Here is a 17947-nt window from a genome sequence, read left to right on the forward strand (position 1 = left end):
GCCCGGTTACATTCCGAACCCGGAAGCTAAGCCTCGTAGCGCCGATGGTACTGCAGGGGGGACCCTGTGGGAGAGTAGGACGCCGCCGAACAATTATTCAAAAGGGTGGTCCCTGAGCTTCGGCTCGGGGACCACCCTTTTTCTTTTGTGCGTCATCTTCCGTTCACGCGGCCCGGCCACCATGCAGGCATGAAGACAGCACTCATGCTGCGCGCCGCAGGAATCGGCGTCGGCGACGAAGTGGTCGTCCCCGCTTTCGGAAACGTCGAAGTGGCCCAGGCCGTCGCCGAACTCGGAGCCCGGCCTGTGTTCGCCGACATCGACCCCGCCACGTACTGTCTCGACCCGGCGTCCGTCGAATCCGTCCTGACCCCCGATTCGGCCGCTGTTGTCGTCGTCCACCGGTTCGGGCGGACACCCCAGCTCGCCCCGCTGACGGAACTCGGCGCGCGCCGAGGGCTCCTCGTGCTCCAACATCAGGAGAGCGAGGCCCCGTCCGAAGCGGAGCGCCAACGCCTCCAGTGCGCCAAGTACCTCGACAGCCGGCTCAAGGGAGTGGGCACGCCGGACGCCGGGGCACGGCACACCTACCAGCAGTACGTCGTCCGCGTACGAGGGAACGGCCGGCCCGACCGGGACGCGTTCGCCCGCGCCGCCCGCAGCAAGGGCATCGACTGCAGAGTGCCGGTACCGACCCCCGTGCACCGGCTGCCCCGGTTCCGCCGTGACGTCCACTTGCCGGCGACCGAACAGGCCGCGGAAGAGACGCTCTCCCTGCCGATAGGTGAGCGGCTGACCAAACGAGAACTGCAGCGCACCGTAGCGGCGTGCAACGCGCTCGGCGGCATCCTGCACGCCGCGGTTCTCTGAGAGTTCGGAACAGGCCGGCTGATGGTGCGGAGCGGTCCTCAGTTCGGGGTATGATTTCTTTCGTCGCAACGCGGGAAACCGCGTGAAGGACAGGCCCCAATAGCTCAGTCGGCAGAGCGTCTCCATGGTAAGGAGAAGGTCAACGGTTCGATTCCGTTTTGGGGCTCAGCGAAATTCAGTTGAGTCATGCATGGGAAAGGCCCCCGCCGTATCGGCGGGGGCCTTTCCCATGCATGGGTCCGGGAGCGGTCACCGGGGCTCAGTCGGTCTGCGGGCCCGGGAGGCGCATCGACAGGATTGCCATGTCGTCGGACGGGGCGTCCGCGGCGAAGCGCTCCACGGCACGCATGATGCGGGCCGCCACGGCGCCCGCCGTCAGCCCCGTGCACGTCTTTAGGACATCGGCGAGGCCGTCGTCCCCGAGCATGCGCGTGCCCTCACGCCGCTCCGTGACGCCGTCCGTCACACACAGCAGGACATCGCCCGGGTCGAGCGTCACGGACTGCTCGTACAACTCCAGGTCGTCCATGACCCCGAGCAGCGGCTGCGGGTCCGCCGCCGGCTCCACCGTGCCGTCCTGGCGCAGCCGCAAGGGCAGGGGGTGTCCCGCGCACACGACCTTCAGGGCGGCGCTCCCGTCCTCCTGCGGCACCATCTCCCCGTACAGGAGGGTCAGGAAGCGGCTGCGGGCGCCCTCGTCGAGGATGGCCGCGTTCAGGCGTTCCAGGACCGCCGGGCCCGTGAAGCCCTCCCTGGCGAGCAGACGCAGCGCGTGCCGGGCCAGTCCCGTCACGGCCGCCGCCTCCGGACCCGTACCGCACACGTCGCCGATGGCGAAGCCGTAGACGCCCTCGCGGATGGGGAAGAGGTCGTAGAAGTCGCCGCCCACCTCGTTGCCCTCGCCGGCCGCGCGGTAGATGACCTCCACCTCGACACCGGGCACCTTCGGCAGCTCCGGGGGCAGCAGACTGCGCTGCAGGGACTGGCTGTTGGAGACGCGCTCCGAGTACAGGCGAGCGTTGTCCAGGGCGAGCGCGGCACGACGCGAGAGGTCCTCGGCCAGCTCCAGGTTCTCCTGGCGGAAGTGCTCGTCGGAGGGCTTGCCGAGGACGAGCATGCCGATGACACGGTTGCGGGCCACGAGCGGCAGGACGACGGTGTCGCCGCCGACCGCCGCGGCCGTCGCCAGCGTCGTACCGATACCGGAGCCCACCACGGTCGGCTCGCCGAGACCCAGGTTGCGCATGGACGTGCGCAGCGCCGCCTGGTGCGCGGACTCGGACGGGGCGGTCCACGCGCGTGCGCCCGGCGTCGTCACCGGCTCCGGCGGAGCGAGGCGGGACAGCAGGGCCTTGAGACCGTCGATGCGGTCCTCGTCCTCGTGCAGCACGTAGGAGAGGTAGGGGTCGGAAGCCTGGTCGCCGGTCGTGTAGACCGCGCACCAGGTCGCGAGGGTCGGCACCGTCATCTGCGCCATCAGGGCGAGCGTCTGGTCCCGGTCGAGCGTCCCGGCCAACAGGTCCGAGGCCTCCACGAGGAAGGACAGGGAGCCGCGGCGCAGCTTCTCCAGCTCGCCCAGGCGCGCCGACTCCACGGCCAGCGCGATACGGTCCGCGGCGAACTGGAGACGCAGCGCCTCCTCGTTCGAGTAGCGCTCCGGTGCCTCCGCGGCGACGCCGAGCGAACCGGTCAGCCGGCCCTCGACCTTCAGGGGCACCGTCACCACCGAACGCATCCCCGTGCCCGAGAGGAGCGGGACGGCGCCCGGCACGTCGGTGAGGTCCTCGTGCACGGCGGGCATCCGGGCCGAACCGTAGCGGCCCGGGCCGGCCTCGACCTGGACACGGGCGAAACGCTGCCGCGCCGAGGGGAGCCCGGTGGAAGCGCGTACTTCGAGTTCCGTCTCGTCGTCGGTGGCCAGCAGCAGGAAGGCGGCGTCCCCGTCGAGCATGTCCCTGGCACGTTCCACGGTGCGCTGCAGGAGACCGTCGAGGTCCTCGGGAGCCGGGGTGCCGATGAAAGTCTCGAAGGCGTCGGCGGGAGGCGCGTCGCCGCCCAGGGAACCCGGCTCGGGGCCGGGACCGCGCAGCGGCGTCTGCAGGACGGCGCGCTCGTCGTCGCGGACCAGGAGGCAGACGGTGGACGCCGCCCCGTCGCTGTCCCGTACGCGCAGGTGCGAGGCGTAGACGGGGACGACGTGGCCGTCGGCGGCGCGCAGTCCGTAGCTGCCCTCCCAGCGCGACAGACGCAGCGCCTCAGCGACGCCGGTGCTCGTCCCCGGCGTGTGCGGCCAGGCCGCGAGGTCGGTGAGCAGCTTGCCCGTGACCTGGGACGCGGTGTAGCCGAAAACGGACTCCGCGTCCTCGTTCCACGCGCTGATGGTGCCGCCCTCGTCGATCTGGACGACGGCGACCCGCACCCGGCCGTCGGTCAGCGGAAGCAGCGCGTCCGGTAGCAGCGGGCCGGCGCTGCGGGTGCCGACGGCACGGTCGGGCAGGTCGAGCTGGAACCAGACCTGCTTCTGCCTCGGGGTGTACTCGACGCCCCAGCGAGAGGCGAGCGCCCCGCACAGCTGGAGGCCGCGACCGCCCTCCCGTTCCAGGTTCCCGAAGGTGGGTTCGCCGTGCTGGAGCGGCACCTCGCGCTCGGGGTACTGGTCGGCGACCTCGATGCGGACACCGGACTCCGTGCGCAGGCAGTGGACTTCGGCGGCGGTGCCGGCGTGGACGACGGCGTTGGTGACGAGTTCACTGGTCAGCACGGTGGCGTCGTCGATGATGTCCGAGAAGCCCCAGCCCTGGAGGGTGTCGCGGACGAAGGAACGGGCCGTCGCGACGGAACGTCCGACGGGCTCGAAGATGGCGGACGCCCGCGCGGTGATCACAGCACTCCCTGTCACGGTCTCGGCGGCCCGGGGCACGACGGGCGGGTTCGGCCGGTCCTGATGGTTCCCGGGCCCGGATTCCGGGGAGGTGTCCCCGGCGAAACGCAGTCCCATATGTCGGCCGCCCCTTTGCCGCCCGCTCGATTCGTGCCACCGCCCGGGTCGGGCGGACCTGGACGGTGGGACAGCCGTAGGCCAGGTTACTTACCTTCGGGGACCCCATGGAGGCCGGTTGCGGGTGATTCCGCCCTTGCGGGGGTCATGGAGTGCCCGTGAGGGGTGCGGAGCGTGTACGAAGCTGCCGAACTGTTCTGACTGGTTCGGCCAGGGTGAAACACTGGGCAGGCTGTCAGAAGACAGTCGGGTGTCCGTATGTGATGTCCGGCACGAGGTCGAATCCCCGCGGGAGGGACACGGTGGAGTCTGGCGCAGCGACGCGAAGCACCGGCACGCGCGCGAAAGGCGGACAGCCGTCTCGGAACAGGTCCCGGGGCGGTGGTACGACCGAAGTGGACACAGCGGCCCTGAACCGGCTGCTGGGGGCCCTGGAGTCGATGCGGGACGGCAACTTCCGTAAACGGCTCACGGTCTCCGGCGACGGGGTCATGGCGGAGATCGCGGCCGTCTTCAACGAGGTCGCCGACCGCAATCTGCATCTCACCGGCGAACTCTCGCGGGTGCGGCGCGTGGTGGGACGTGAGGGAAAACTCACGGAACGGCTGGAGACCGGCGTACTGGAGGGCTCGTGGGCCTCGGCCGTCACCGCCTCCAACGCGCTGGTCGACGATCTCGTACGCCCCGTCTCGGAAGTCGGGCGGGTGCTGTCGGCGGTGTCCGACGGGGATCTGGAACAGCGTATGGAGGTGCGGTCGCAGACCCCTGAGGGGGCCTGGTATCCGCTGCGCGGGGAGTTCCTCAAGGTCGGCCGGACCGTCAACAACCTGGTCGACATGCTCTCGACGTTCACCGACGAGGTGACGCGGGTGGCCAGCGAGGTCGGTACCGAGGGCAAGCTCGGCGGGCAGGCCAAGGTGCGCGGCATGTCGGGTTCGTGGAAGGACCTCACGGACTCCGTCAACACGATGGCGTACCGGCTGACCGCGCAGGTCAGGGACATCGCGCTGGTGACGACGGCGGTCGCCAAGGGCGACCTGTCGCGCAAGGTGACGGTGCACGTCGCCGGTGAGATGGCGGAGCTGAAGAACACCGTCAACACCATGGTCGACCAACTGTCCTCGTTCTCCTCGGAGGTCACCCGGGTCGCCCGGGAGGTCGGTACCGAGGGCGAGCTGGGGGGCCAGGCCCAGGTGCCCGGCGTCGCGGGGGTCTGGAAGGACCTCACGGACTCCGTGAACCTCATGGCGGGCAACCTCACGGCCCAGGTACGCGGGATCGCGACGGTCACGACGGCGGTGGCCAACGGTGACCTGTCGCAGAAGGTCCAGGTGAGCGCGCGCGGCGAGGTCGCTCAGCTCGCCGAGACGATCAACCAGATGACCGAGACGCTGCGCACCTTCGCGGACGAGGTCACGCGGGTGGCGCGCGAGGTCGGCTTCGAGGGGCAACTCGGCGGTCAGGCCAACGTGCCGGGCGCGGCCGGCACCTGGAAGGACCTGACGGACTCGGTCAACACCGTGTTCCGCAACCTGACGACGCAGGTGCGCGACATCGCGACCGTGACGACGGCGGTGGCCAGTGGCGACCTGTCGCAGAAGGTCACGGTGGACGTCGCGGGCGAGATGCTCGAACTGAAGAACACCGTCAACACGATGGTGGACCAGCTCCAGGCCTTCGGCTCCGAGGTCACGCGCGTGGCCCGGGAGGTCGGGGTCGAGGGCGAACTCGGCGGACAGGCGGCCGTGCCCGGGGCGGCGGGAACGTGGAAGGACCTCACGGACTCCGTGAACACCGCCTTCCGCAACCTCACCGGCCAGGTGCGCAACATCGCGCAGGTGACGACGGCGGTGGCCAACGGTGACCTCTCGCAGAAGGTCACCGTCGACGTCTCCGGCGAGATGCTCGAACTGAAGAACACCGTCAACACCATGGTCGACCAGCTCTCCTCGTTCGCCGATCAGGTGACGCGGATGGCGCGCGACGTGGGGACCGAGGGCCGCCTCGGCGGTCAGGCGAAGGTGGACGGGGTCTCCGGTACCTGGCGGGAGCTGACCGACTCGGTCAACTTCATGGCCGGCAACCTGACCTCGCAGGTACGGCAGATCGCCCAGGTCACGACCGCGGTCGCCCGCGGTGACCTGTCGCAGAAGATCGACGTGGACGCGCGCGGCGAGATCCTGGAGCTCAAGAACACCATCAACACGATGGTCGACCAGCTCTCGGCCTTCGCCGACCAGGTCACCCGGGTGGCGCGCGAGGTCGGGACCGACGGACGGCTCGGCGGACAGGCCCAGGTGCCGGGTGTCGCCGGGGTGTGGCGGGATCTGACCGACTCGGTGAACGGCATGGCCGGGAACCTGACGGCGCAGGTGCGCAATATCGCTCAGGTCGCCACGGCGGTCGCCCGGGGCGACCTGTCGCAGAAGATCGACGTGGACGCCCGGGGCGAGATCCTGGAGCTGAAGGACGTCCTGAACACGATGGTCGACCAGCTCTCCAGTTTCGCGGAGCAGGTCACCCGGGTCGCCCAGGAGGTCGGCACCGACGGGATGCTCGGCGGTCAGGCCGAGGTCCAGGGGGTGTCGGGCACCTGGAAGGACCTGACGCAGTCCGTCAACGGCATGGCCAACAACCTGACGCTTCAGGTGCGCAACATCGCCGAGGTCACGACGGCCGTCGCGCGTGGCGACCTGTCGAAGAAGATCACGGTCGACGCGAAGGGCGAGATCCTCGAACTCGTCACGACCGTCAACACGATGGTGGACCAGCTGTCCGCGTTCGCCGACGAGGTGACGCGGGTGGCGCGTGAGGTGGGCACCGAGGGCAACCTCGGCGGGCAGGCACGGGTGCCGGGTGTGACGGGCATCTGGAAGGACCTCAGCGACAACGTCAACCTGATGGCCAACAACCTGACCTCGCAGGTGCGCAACATCTCGCAGGTCTCGGCGGCCGTCGCCAACGGCGACCTCACCAAGAAGGTCACCGTCGAGGCGCGCGGCGAGGTCGCGCAACTCGCGGACACCGTCAACACCATGGTCACGACGCTGTCCGCCTTCGCCGAGCAGGTGACGCGGGTGGCGCGTGAGGTGGGCACTGACGGCATCCTCGGGGGCCAGGCGCGGGTGCCAGGCGTCTCGGGGACCTGGAAGGACCTCACCGAGTCGGTGAACTCGATGGCCTCGAATCTGACGGGCCAGGTCCGCAACATCGCGATGGTCACGACCGCCATCGCCAAGGGCGATCTGACCAAGAAGATCGACATCGACGCGCGTGGCGAGATCCTGGAGCTCAAGACGACCATCAACACGATGGTCGACCAGCTCTCCAGCTTCGCCGAGCAGGTCACCCGGGTCGCGCGCGAGGTCGGCACGGACGGCATCCTGGGCGGTCTGGCGCGGGTGCGCGACGTGGACGGCACCTGGCGCGAACTGACCGAATCCGTCAACGAGATGGGACAGAACCTCACCCGGCAGGTACGCGCGATGTCCTCCGTGGCCACCGCGGTCACCGCGGGGGACCTCAACGTCAAGGTCGACGTGGACGCGGCGGGCGAGATCCTCGCGCTCCAGGACAACATCAACACGATGATCGTCAACCTGCGCGACACCACCCTCGCCAACGAGGAGCAGGACTGGCTCAAGGGCAACCTCGCGCGTATCTCCGGTCTCATGCAGGGCCGCCGTGACCTCGCCGACGTCGCCTCGCTCATCATGAGCGAGCTGACCCCGGTCGTCGCGGCGCAGCACGGGGCCTTCTTCCTCGCCCAGCCGCTGGAGGACGGGGCCGAGGAGGGGCTGGAGCCGCAGGAGGCGTACGAACTGCGGATGACGGGGGGGTACGGCTATACGCGCGGCTCGATGCCGACCTCCTTCCGACCCGGGGAGACCCTGGTGGGCACCGCGGCGAAGGAGAAACGCACGATCCTCGTCGAGCAGGTCCCCGAGGGCTACCTCAAGATCTCCTCGGGACTCGGGGAGGCGCGGCCGGCCCATGTGATCGTGCTGCCGCTGCTGTTCGAGGACACGGTCCTCGGCGTGATCGAACTCGCCTCCTTCCAGAAGTTCACGCAGATCCAGAAGGACTTCCTCGGGCAGATCGCGGAGATGATCGCGACGAGCGTCAACACGATCAGCGTGAACACCAAGACCGAGGTGCTGCTGGCCCAGTCGCAGGAGCTGACCGAGCAGTTGCGGGAGCGCTCGGCCGAACTGGAGCAGCGGCAGAAGGCACTTCAGGAGTCCAACGCCGAACTGGAGGACAAGGCCGCCCTGCTGGCCCGGCAGAACCGCGACATCGAGGTCAAGAACACCGAGATCGAGGAGGCGCGGCAGGTCCTGGAGGAGAGGGCCGAGCAGCTCGCCGTCTCGATGCGCTACAAGTCGGAGTTCCTGGCGAACATGTCGCACGAGTTGCGCACCCCGCTCAACTCGCTGCTGATCCTCGCGAAGCTGCTCGCGGACAACGCGGAGAGCAACCTGTCGCCCAAGCAGGTCGAGTTCGCCGAGACCATCCACGGGGCGGGTTCCGACCTGCTCCAGCTCATCAACGACATCCTCGATCTGTCCAAGGTCGAGGCGGGCAAGATGGACGTCTCGCCGACCAGGATCGCCCTGGTCCAGCTCGTCGACTACGTGGAGGCGACGTTCCGCCCGCTGACGGCGGAGAAGGGCCTGGACTTCTCGGTACGGGTCTCGCCCGAACTGCCCGCGACCCTGCACACCGACGAGCAGCGGCTGCTCCAGGTGCTGCGCAATCTCCTGTCGAACGCGGTGAAGTTCACCGACAGCGGCGCCGTGGAGCTGGTCATCCGGCCGGCCGGTGCCGACGTCCCGGACGCGATCCGCGAACAGCTCCTGGAAGTGGGCTCTCTGCGCGAGGCGGACGGCGAGATGATCGCCTTCTCCGTCACTGACACCGGCATCGGGATCGCCGCCGGGAAGATGCGCGTCATCTTCGAGGCGTTCAAGCAGGCGGACGGGACGACGAGCCGCAAGTACGGCGGTACGGGCCTGGGCCTGTCCATCAGCCGTGAGATCGCCCGGCTGCTCGGCGGGGAGATCCACGCCGCGAGCGAGCCGGGGCGCGGGTCGACGTTCACGCTGTACCTGCCGGTGCGCCCGCACGACGTCCCGCCGCAGGAGTACGCCGAACTGGCGCCGAGCATCGAGCCGGGGGACGGGCTGGCCGAACTGCAGCAGCCGCTGCAACTGCCGCCCCTGGAGACGACCGCCACGCCGCTGCGCGACACGCACAACGGTCCGGCCGAACTGTTCCGTCGGCGGCGCAAGGACCAGCAGGCCGCCCAGCGGCGCACCGAGACCGTGCCGGCCCCGCAGAGGGAGCGGACGGAGCCCGGGGGCACGGAAGGGCAGGAGCAGGAGGCGCCCCGGCAGCGGCGCACCTTCTCCTTCCGCGACGAGAAGGTGCTGATCGTCGACGACGACGTGCGCAACGTGTTCGCCCTCACCAGTGTGCTGGAGCAGAACGGCCTGGCGGTGCTGTACGCGGAGAACGGCCGGGAGGGCATCGAGGTGCTCGAACAGCACGACGACGTCCGGGTCGTGCTGATGGACATCATGATGCCCGAGATGGATGGCTACGCCACGACCACGGCGATCCGGCGGATGCCGCAGTTCGCGGGGCTGCCGATCGTCGCGCTGACCGCCAAGGCGATGAAGGGCGACCGGGAGAAGGCCATCGAGTCGGGCGCCTCCGACTACGTGACCAAACCGGTCGACCCCGACCATCTGCTCTCGGTGATGGAGGAGTGGATGCGGGGCGACAAGTGATGCGGGTGTTTTAGCCCTCGGTGCTCCTTCGGCTTCGGTTGGCGCGTCGTCGTGTCTCTGTGGCTGTGTCCCTGTCGTCGTGCCCCTGTCGTCGTGCTCCGGCCCGGCGCCAGGGGCACGCGCATATTGCATTGGCATATTCGACGGGGCGGTGGGGGCGGGGCGGTGACGGGGCGAGGGCGGGGCTGCCGCCGAACCAGTACGGGGCGGATGCGGGTGCGGCGGGCGACGGGGCGATGGGCGACGGGGCGGCCGCGGAGGGGCCGGGGCGGGTCTGCGGTGCGGTGGTGGCGCAGGGGGAGCGGGCGGCGGTGCGCCGTGGGACGTGCTGCCGTGCGCCCCCGGACGCGCCCCGTCGTACGCCGGGCGACGCCTGCGGGGGCGACGGGGACGGGGCCGCTGGTCGACGGGGGCGGTCCGGTCGGGAAAGCGGTTCCACCCACTGGCGGCCAGGGGTGTACGGGGCGGGATTCGGGGAACTTTCCGCTCTGCCCCTCCGTTTCCGCTGTGTGCACCGTGACATGGCGGTGACTGGGTGTGGCGACAGGTGGGGTGCGGCTACCATGACCGGCACAAGGACGGGCGGCGAGACAGGGCCCCCGTCCGGGGCGGCGCCCCGTGCAATGCCGGGGCGAGGAGGGCGGGCCATGGTGCAGAAGGCCAAGATCCTCCTGGTCGATGACCGGCCGGAGAATCTGCTCGCGCTGGAGGCCATCCTCTCTGCGCTCGATCAGACGCTGGTCAGGGCATCGTCAGGGGAGGAAGCGCTCAAAGCGCTGTTGACGGACGATTTCGCGGTCATCCTGCTGGATGTGCAGATGCCGGGGATGGACGGGTTCGAGACCGCCGCGCACATCAAGCGGCGCGAGCGGACCCGTGACATCCCGATCATCTTCCTGACCGCGATCAATCACGGACCGCACCACACCTTCCGCGGATACGCGGCGGGCGCGGTGGACTACATCTCGAAACCCTTCGACCCGTGGGTGCTGCGGGCGAAGGTGTCCGTGTTCGTCGAGCTGTACATGAAGAACTGCCAGCTGAAGGAGCAGGCGGCGCTCCTGCGGCTCCAGTTGGAGGGCGACAGCGGACCCGACGGCCAGAAGGGCTCGGAGTCCACGGGCGTGGTGGCGGAGCTGTCCGCACGGCTCGCGGCCGTCGAGGAACAGGCCGAGGCACTGTCCAAGCAACTCGACGACGACGCTGCCGACGCCGCCGCCGTGGCGACCGCCGCACACCTGGAGCGGAAACTCACCGGGCTGCGGCGGGCGCTGGACGCCCTGGAACCCGGCACCGGCGCCGGTACCGCGGCGAGCACCCTTCCCGCCCAGGGCTGAGCGGCGGGACCGCCGCCCGGCCGTTGCACGGCGCGCCCGCCGGACCAAGGGGCTGGGCGGTGGACTCCGTTCGGCCCCGTGCAACGCCTGACGGTGCGCCGCCCGGCTGGGACGGGGCGGCCGCTCAGGTGGTGGTCCACGTGCCTTTCCTGACTTCAGGGGCTTCGCCGCCTTTAAAGGCCTCGCGGCCTTCGCGGCTTCCGTAAGCGAGGGTTCGGGGGGCGGCTGAGGTCGGCCGGCAGGCGGTGCTTGCGGACCGTCGGCGTACCGGATCTGCCTCGATGCTGACGGGGAATCGGCCGGAGCGGGTGTGGTTCCCGTGGCCGATGAGGGCGCGTCAATTTCGCTTGACCGCAGGGCCGACACGAACGGGTGAAGCGATGGTCACGCGTGTCCTCCGTGGCCAACCCCGGTAACCTCAAGCCCATGGCCTCTCGTACGTCCGGCAAGGGTTCCCCGAGCACACCGGGTCCCGCGCGACCGCGCGCCGGGGGCCAGGCCAAGAAGGCTCCCGTCAAGAAAGCCGCCGCGAAGCCGCCCGCCAAGAAGGGCCCGGCACCGAAGAAGGCCGGCGCCAAGGCGCCCGCCAAAAAAGCGGCCGCGAAGAAGGCGCCGCCCAGAACCGCTCCCAGCCCCACGGCCGGCGTCTACCGGCTCGTGCGCGCCGTGTGGCTCGGCGTCGCGCACAGCGTCGGCGCCATACTGCGCGGCGTGGGGCGCGGGGCCAGGGGACTCGATCCGGCCCACCGCAAGGACGGCCTCGCGCTGCTCCTGCTCGGCGTCGCGCTCGTCGTGGCGGCCGGTACCTGGTCGAACCTGAAGGGCCCGGTCGGCGACCTCGTCGAGATGCTCGTGACGGGCGCCTTCGGCCGGCTCGACCTGCTGGTGCCGATACTGCTCGCGGTCATCGCCGTACGGCTCATCCGGCACCCCGAGCAGCCCGAGGCCAACGGGCGCATCGTGATCGGGCTGTCAGCCCTCGCCGTCGGGGTGCTCGGACAGGTGCACATCGCGTGCGGCGCCCCGCGCCGCAGCGCCGGGATGGGGCCCTTGCAGGACGCGGGCGGCCTCATCGGCTGGAGTGCCGCGAGCCCGCTGATCTTCACCATGGGTGAGGTGCTCGCCGTACCTCTGCTGCTCCTGCTCACCGTGTTCGGCCTGCTCGTGGTCACGGCGACGCCGGTCAACGCCATTCCGGAGCGGTTGCGGCAACTCGGCGTACGTCTCGGTGTCTTCCGTCCGCACGACGCGGAGGAGTACGCCGCGCCCCTGCCCGGCGACCTGGACGAGGACGAGGCGCCCGCCAGGCCCGTACGCCGCGGTCCCGGCGCACGGAGACGCGGGCAGGCACCGTACGACGTGGACGCGGAGGAGGCGGCACTCGCCCGAAGGCGCGAGGGCGCCCGCGCCTTCGAGGACCGCGATCTCGACCCCGTGGACGTGGCCGCCGCCGCGGCCGCGGCCCTGGACGGCGCCGTACTGCACGGACTGCCGCCCTCCTCCCTCGTCGCCGACCTCTCACAAGGGGTCGGCTCGAAGCGGCAGGGCGCCGAGTCGACGACGCCGGTGCCGACGCCGCGACCGGAGAACGGGGCCGACGCGGACCGCGAGGGGGCGCAGGAGGAGACGGCCGCGCCGCGGATGGGCCCGCCGCCCGGGGTGCGGCGCGACACGGCGACCGGCGGGGTGCCCGACCTGACGAAGAAGGCGCCCGAGAAGCCGCGCGAACTACCGCCCCGTGCCGAACAGCTCCAGCTCGCCGGCGACATCACGTACTCCCTGCCGCGGCTCGACCTCCTGGAGCGCGGCGGACCCGGCAAGGCCCGCAGCGCGGCCAACGACGCGGTGGTCGCCTCGCTCACGACCGTGTTCAGCGAGTTCAAGGTGGACGCCCGGGTCACCGGGTTCACGCGCGGGCCCACGGTCACGCGCTACGAGGTGGAACTCGGCCCCGCCGTGAAGGTCGAGCGCATCACCGCGCTGACCAAGAACATCGCCTACGCCGTCGCCAGCCCCGACGTGCGCATCATCAGCCCCATCCCGGGCAAGTCGGCCGTGGGCATCGAGATCCCCAACACCGACCGCGAGATGGTCAACCTCGGCGACGTCCTGCGCCTCGCGGAGGCCGCCGAGGACGACGACCCGATGCTGGTCGCCTTCGGCAAGGACGTCGAGGGCGGCTACGTGATGCACAGCCTCGCCAAGATGCCGCACGTCCTGGTCGCCGGAGCCACCGGTTCCGGCAAGTCCTCGTGCATCAACTGCCTCATCACCTCGATCATGATGCGGGCCACGCCGGAGGACGTGCGGCTCGTCCTGGTCGACCCCAAGCGCGTCGAGCTGACCGCCTACGAGGGCATCCCGCACCTCATCACGCCCATCATCACCAATCCGAAGAAGGCCGCCGAGGCGCTCCAGTGGGTGGTCCGCGAGATGGACCTGCGCTACGACGACCTGGCCGCGTACGGCTACCGCCACATCGACGACTTCAACAAGGCGGTGCGCGCCGGAGAGGTCACCGCGCCGGAGGGCAGCGAACGGGACATCCAGCCGTACCCGTACCTCCTGGTCATCGTCGACGAGCTGGCCGACCTGATGATGGTCGCCCCACGCGACGTCGAGGACGCCATCGTGCGCATCACCCAGCTCGCGCGGGCCGCCGGTATCCACCTCGTGCTCGCCACCCAGCGGCCCTCGGTGGACGTCGTGACCGGGCTGATCAAGGCGAACGTGCCCTCCCGGCTCGCCTTCGCCACCTCCTCGCTCGCCGACAGCCGCGTCATCCTCGACCAGGCCGGGGCGGAGAAGCTGATCGGCAAGGGCGACGGCCTGTTCCTGCCCATGGGCGACAACAAGCCCACCCGCATACAGGGAGCCTTCGTCACCGAGGCGGAGATCTCCGCCGTCGTACGGCACTGCAAGGAGCAGATGACGCCGGTCTTCCGCGACGACGTCGTGGTCGGCACCAAGCAGAAGAAGGAGATCGACGAGGAGATCGGCGACGATCTCGACCTGCTGTGCCAGGCCGTCGAACTGGTCGTCTCGACACAGTTCGGCTCCACGTCCATGCTCCAGCGCAAGCTGCGCGTCGGCTTCGCCAAAGCCGGCCGGCTCATGGACCTGATGGAGTCCCGCAGCATCGTCGGCCCCAGCGAGGGGTCCAAGGCTCGCGACGTCCTCGTGAAACCGGACGAGCTGGACGGGGTGCTGGACATCATCCGGGGCGGCGAGCCGGACCAGTCCTGACCGGACCGGCGCCGGGCGGGTCCCCGAAGTGGAGCAACCCTTTTTCTTTCTCTTACGTCAAGAGGGGTAGAAGGAGGCACACGGGTCGTGTGCGGAGCGCCGCGGCGCCCGCGGACCCCCGTAAGCACTCCGCTGTGCGCGGCGTCGCCGCCAGGTGGGCGAGAGGCCATTCCGATGGCGTAAATCCTCGTCCGCCAGGTTGCCCGACCCTTTCGCAGCCCCCCTAGACTGAACCTCCAGCAGGTGGCTACACGCTCGAAAGGCACCCTCGTGTCCATCGGCAACTCCCCTGAAGACGAACGCCCCTCCATCGGCCGGACTCTCCAGCAGGCCCGTACGCGGGCCGGGCTGAGCATCGACGACGTCAGTACCTCGACCCGGGTGCGCAGTCCCATCGTCCAGGCGATCGAACAGGACGACTTCTCGCGCTGCGGCGGCACCGTCTACGCGCGGGGCCACATCCGCGCCCTGGCGCGCGCGGCCGGAGTCGACCCCGCCCCGCTGCTCGAACAGTTCGACGCGGAGCACGGAGGGGCGCCAGCCCCCACCCCCGCCGCCCCGCTGTTCGAGGCCGAACGCATCAGACCCGAACGGCGCCGTCCGAACTGGACCGCGGCCATGGTCGCGGCCATCGTCGCCGTGGTCGGATTCGTCGGCTTCACACTGTTCACCGGCGGGGAACAGGAGGCGAGCGGAAAGCACCTCGCCGGGGGAGCACCGGGCGAGCGCACACCGAGCCCGGGCCCCAGTACCGGCAAGCCGACTCCGTCGGGCAAGTCCGATTCCTCCGAGAGCGCCGTCGCCGCGGCGCCCGCCGACAAGGTCACCGTGAAGATCAGCGCCCCGCAGGGCCGGTCCTGGATCTCGGTCAAGGACCACAGCGGGCGCAGCCTCTTCGACGGCGTGCTGGAGCGCGGTCAGGACAAGACGTTCACCGACAAGAAGCAGGTCGACCTCGTCCTCGGTGACGCGGGAGCCGTCCAGCTCTTCGTCAACGGCAAGGAGATCGAGGACCGCTTCAGGGCCGGACAGGTCGAGCGGCTCTCGTACACCAAGGGCGATCCCGAGGCAGGCTGAGACGGCCCGCGCACCTGGGCGGAAGGTGGCGGGCAGGGACGAAGTAGTCTTGAGCCCATGCCCGAACGCCGCACCGTCGCCCTTGTCACTCTTGGCTGCGCCCGTAACGAGGTGGACTCGGAGGAGCTCGCAGGCCGCTTGGAGGCGGACGGCTGGCAGCTCGTCGAGAACGCCGAGAACGCGGACGTCGCCGTGGTCAACACCTGTGGATTCGTCGAAGCCGCCAAGAAGGACTCCGTCGACGCCCTCCTTGAGGCCAACGACCTGAAGGACCACGGCCGGACCCAGGCGGTGGTCGCCGTCGGCTGCATGGCCGAGCGGTACGGCAAGGAGCTTGCCGAGGCGCTGCCCGAGGCGGACGGAGTCCTCGGCTTCGACGACTACGCCGACATCTCCGACCGGCTCCAGACCATCCTGAGCGGCGGCATCCACGCCTCGCACACGCCGCGCGACCGGCGCAAGCTGCTCCCGGTCAGCCCGGCGCAGCGTCAGGCCGCCGACGTCGCACTGCCGGGCCACGCCCAGGTGGCCGAGCCGACCGCGCCTTCGGCGTCTGCCGGTGACGAGGAGGCCGCCGAGAGCGCCCCCGCCGATCTTCCGGAGGGCCTTGCGCCCGCCTCCGGGCCGCGCGCCCCGCTGCGCCGCAGACTGGGCAGCAGCCCCGTCGCCTCCGTCAAGCTGGCCTCCGGCTGCGACCGCCGCTGCTCCTTCTGCGCGATCCCCTCCTTCCGCGGCTCCTTCGTCTCGCGCCGCCCCTCCGACGTCCTGGGCGAGGCGCGCTGGCTCGCCGACCAGGGCGTCAGCGAGGTGATGCTGGTCTCGGAGAACAACACCTCCTACGGCAAGGACCTCGGCGACATCCGGCTGCTGGAGACGCTGCTCCCGGAGATCGCGGCGCTCGACGGCATCCGCCGCGTGCGGGTGAGCTACCTGCAGCCCGCGGAGATGCGCCCGGGGCTGATCGACGTCCTGACGTCGACGCCGGACGTCGCCCCGTACTTCGACCTGTCCTTCCAGCACTCCGCCCCGGCCGTGCTGCGGGCCATGCGCCGTTTCGGCGACACCGACCGGTTCCTCGGGCTGCTGGAGCAGATCCGCGCCAAGGCGCCGCAGGCGGGCGTGCGCTCAAACTTCATCGTCGGCTTCCCCGGGGAGACCGAGGAGGACGTCGCGGAGCTGGAGCGCTTCCTCACGCATGCCCGGCTCGACGCGATCGGCGTCTTCGGCTACTCGGACGAGGACGGCACCGAGGCCGCGACGTACGACGCCAAGGTGGACGAGGAGGTCGTCGCCGAACGCCTCGCCCGGATCTCCCGGCTCGCCGAGGAACTGACCGCCCAACGTGCGGAAGAGCGGATCGGCGAGACCCTGGAGGTGCTGGTCGAATCGGCCGGCACCGCCGACGAACCGGCCACCGGCCGCGCCGCCCACCAGGCTCCCGAGACCGACGGCCAGATCATCTTCACCCGCGACGCCTCGTTCCCGGACGGTGCGGCGCTCGCCGTCGGCCGTATGGTCGTGGCCAAGGTGGTCGGCACCGAAGGCGTCGACCTGGTGGCGGAGTGTCTTGAGGAGGCAGGCAGATGACGGGAGCCCCGGCACCCGCGGCGAGCGGCACCGGCGCCTCCGGCCCGCGTCCGCCCCGTGCGGGAGAGCAGGGATCGGCCCCCGGAAAGCCCCGTATCTGGAACATCGCGAACATTCTCACGATGATCCGCCTCGTCCTGGTGCCGGGCTTCGTCGCCCTCATGTTCGCGGACGGGGGCTACGACCCGGCCTGGCGCTCCTTCGCGTGGGCGGCTTTCTCCGTCGCGATGATCACCGACCTCTTCGACGGTCACCTCGCGCGCGCCTACGACCTGGTCACCGACTTCGGGAAGATCGCCGACCCGATCGCCGACAAGGCGATCATGGGCGCCGCCCTCGTCTGCCTCTCGGTCCTCGGCGACCTGCCCTGGTGGGTCACGGGCGTCATCCTCGGCCGGGAGCTGGGCATCACCCTGCTGCGCTTCGTGGTGATCCGCTACGGCGTGATCCCGGCGAGCCGGGGCGGCAAGCTCAAGACCCTCACCCAGGGGGTCGCGGTCGGCATGTACGTCCTGGCGCTGACGGGGCCGCTCGCCTCGCTGCGGTTCTGGGTCATGGCGGCGGCGGTGGCGCTCACCGTCGTGACCGGGCTCGACTACATCAAGCAGGCCGTCGTCCTGCGGCGTCAGGGCATCGCCGCGCGCCGCGCCGTCGTCCTGGACGGGGCGGAGCACCTGGAGCCCGGCGACCGGGTGCAGGCCGCCGTACGGGGCACCGCGCCGCAGTCGGTCGACACCGGCACGGGACGAACGGGGACGCAGGAGCCGGCCGCCGCGGCCGGGCAGCCGGCCTCCGCACGGCAGGATCGCGTCGGCGGGGACGGGGCGCAGATGTCTCAGGACTCCTGCGGGGCCGGCAGCGCGCCGGGTTCCGGGGGCGACGGGGCGGTGGGGCGATACGGCGACGGTGCGGACGGGGCGGCGGGTCCCGGTGCGGACGGGGCGCGTGCGAAACGTTCCTCCGCGGCGCGGGCCGGCGGACGGGGTGAGGTCGAGCGCCCTGTGACGGAGCAGGAGCGCGGAACGTGACGTCCGGTACCG

General features: G+C 70.5%; 8 protein-coding genes, 1 tRNA gene and 1 rRNA gene. 9 read left to right on the forward strand and 1 reads right to left on the reverse strand.

The window, feature by feature from the left end; genetic code table 11:
• From rrf to AB0J21_RS14505, 3 genes are all read left to right on the forward strand, one after another.
• Positions 1-91: ribosomal RNA gene (gene rrf / locus AB0J21_RS14495) — 5S ribosomal RNA — on the forward strand; the annotation flags it as partial.
• Positions 92-189: 98 nt separating this feature from the next.
• Entirely contained in the window at positions 190-870 is a 681-nt protein-coding gene (locus AB0J21_RS14500; RefSeq protein ID WP_363146266.1) for a DegT/DnrJ/EryC1/StrS family aminotransferase, read from the forward strand.
• A 93-nt stretch (positions 871-963) separates the two neighbouring features.
• A tRNA-Thr gene (locus AB0J21_RS14505) sits at positions 964-1036 on the forward strand.
• Between the two features lie 93 nt (positions 1037-1129).
• Here AB0J21_RS14505 and AB0J21_RS14510 read toward each other — a convergent pair.
• Positions 1130-3754 carry a SpoIIE family protein phosphatase gene (locus AB0J21_RS14510; RefSeq protein ID WP_363146715.1) on the reverse strand — a complete coding sequence of 875 codons (2625 nt, stop codon included), beginning with the start codon at positions 3752-3754 and terminating at the stop codon, positions 1130-1132.
• 509 nt (positions 3755-4263) lie between these two features.
• On the opposite strand from AB0J21_RS14510, the gene AB0J21_RS14515 reads away from it, so the two are divergent.
• From AB0J21_RS14515 to pgsA, 6 genes are all read left to right on the forward strand, one after another.
• Entirely contained in the window at positions 4264-9660 is a 5397-nt protein-coding gene (locus AB0J21_RS14515; protein WP_363146267.1) for a HAMP domain-containing protein, read from the forward strand.
• A 647-nt stretch (positions 9661-10307) separates the two neighbouring features.
• Positions 10308-10997 carry a response regulator gene (locus AB0J21_RS14520; RefSeq protein ID WP_363146268.1) on the forward strand — a complete coding sequence of 230 codons (690 nt, stop codon included), beginning with the start codon at positions 10308-10310 and terminating at the stop codon, positions 10995-10997.
• Positions 10998-11423: 426 nt separating this feature from the next.
• Positions 11424-14243, forward strand: coding sequence for a DNA translocase FtsK (locus tag AB0J21_RS14525; protein ID WP_363146269.1), 2820 nt, complete (start codon positions 11424-11426; stop codon positions 14241-14243).
• Positions 14244-14513: 270 nt separating this feature from the next.
• Positions 14514-15320, forward strand: a complete 807-nt coding sequence (locus tag AB0J21_RS14530) for a helix-turn-helix domain-containing protein (protein WP_363146716.1) — start codon at positions 14514-14516, stop codon at positions 15318-15320.
• Between the two features lie 57 nt (positions 15321-15377).
• Positions 15378-16907, forward strand: coding sequence for a 30S ribosomal protein S12 methylthiotransferase RimO (gene rimO / locus AB0J21_RS14535; protein ID WP_363146270.1), 1530 nt, complete (start codon positions 15378-15380; stop codon positions 16905-16907).
• Entirely contained in the window at positions 16904-17935 is a 1032-nt protein-coding gene (gene pgsA / locus AB0J21_RS14540) for a CDP-diacylglycerol--glycerol-3-phosphate 3-phosphatidyltransferase (RefSeq protein ID WP_363146271.1), read from the forward strand. Before rimO ends, pgsA begins: the two co-directional genes overlap by 4 nt.
• Positions 17936-17947: the final 12 nt, after the last annotated feature.

Source organism: Streptomyces sp. NPDC049954, assembly GCF_040656295.1.
GTDB lineage: Bacteria > Actinomycetota > Actinomycetes > Streptomycetales > Streptomycetaceae > Streptomyces.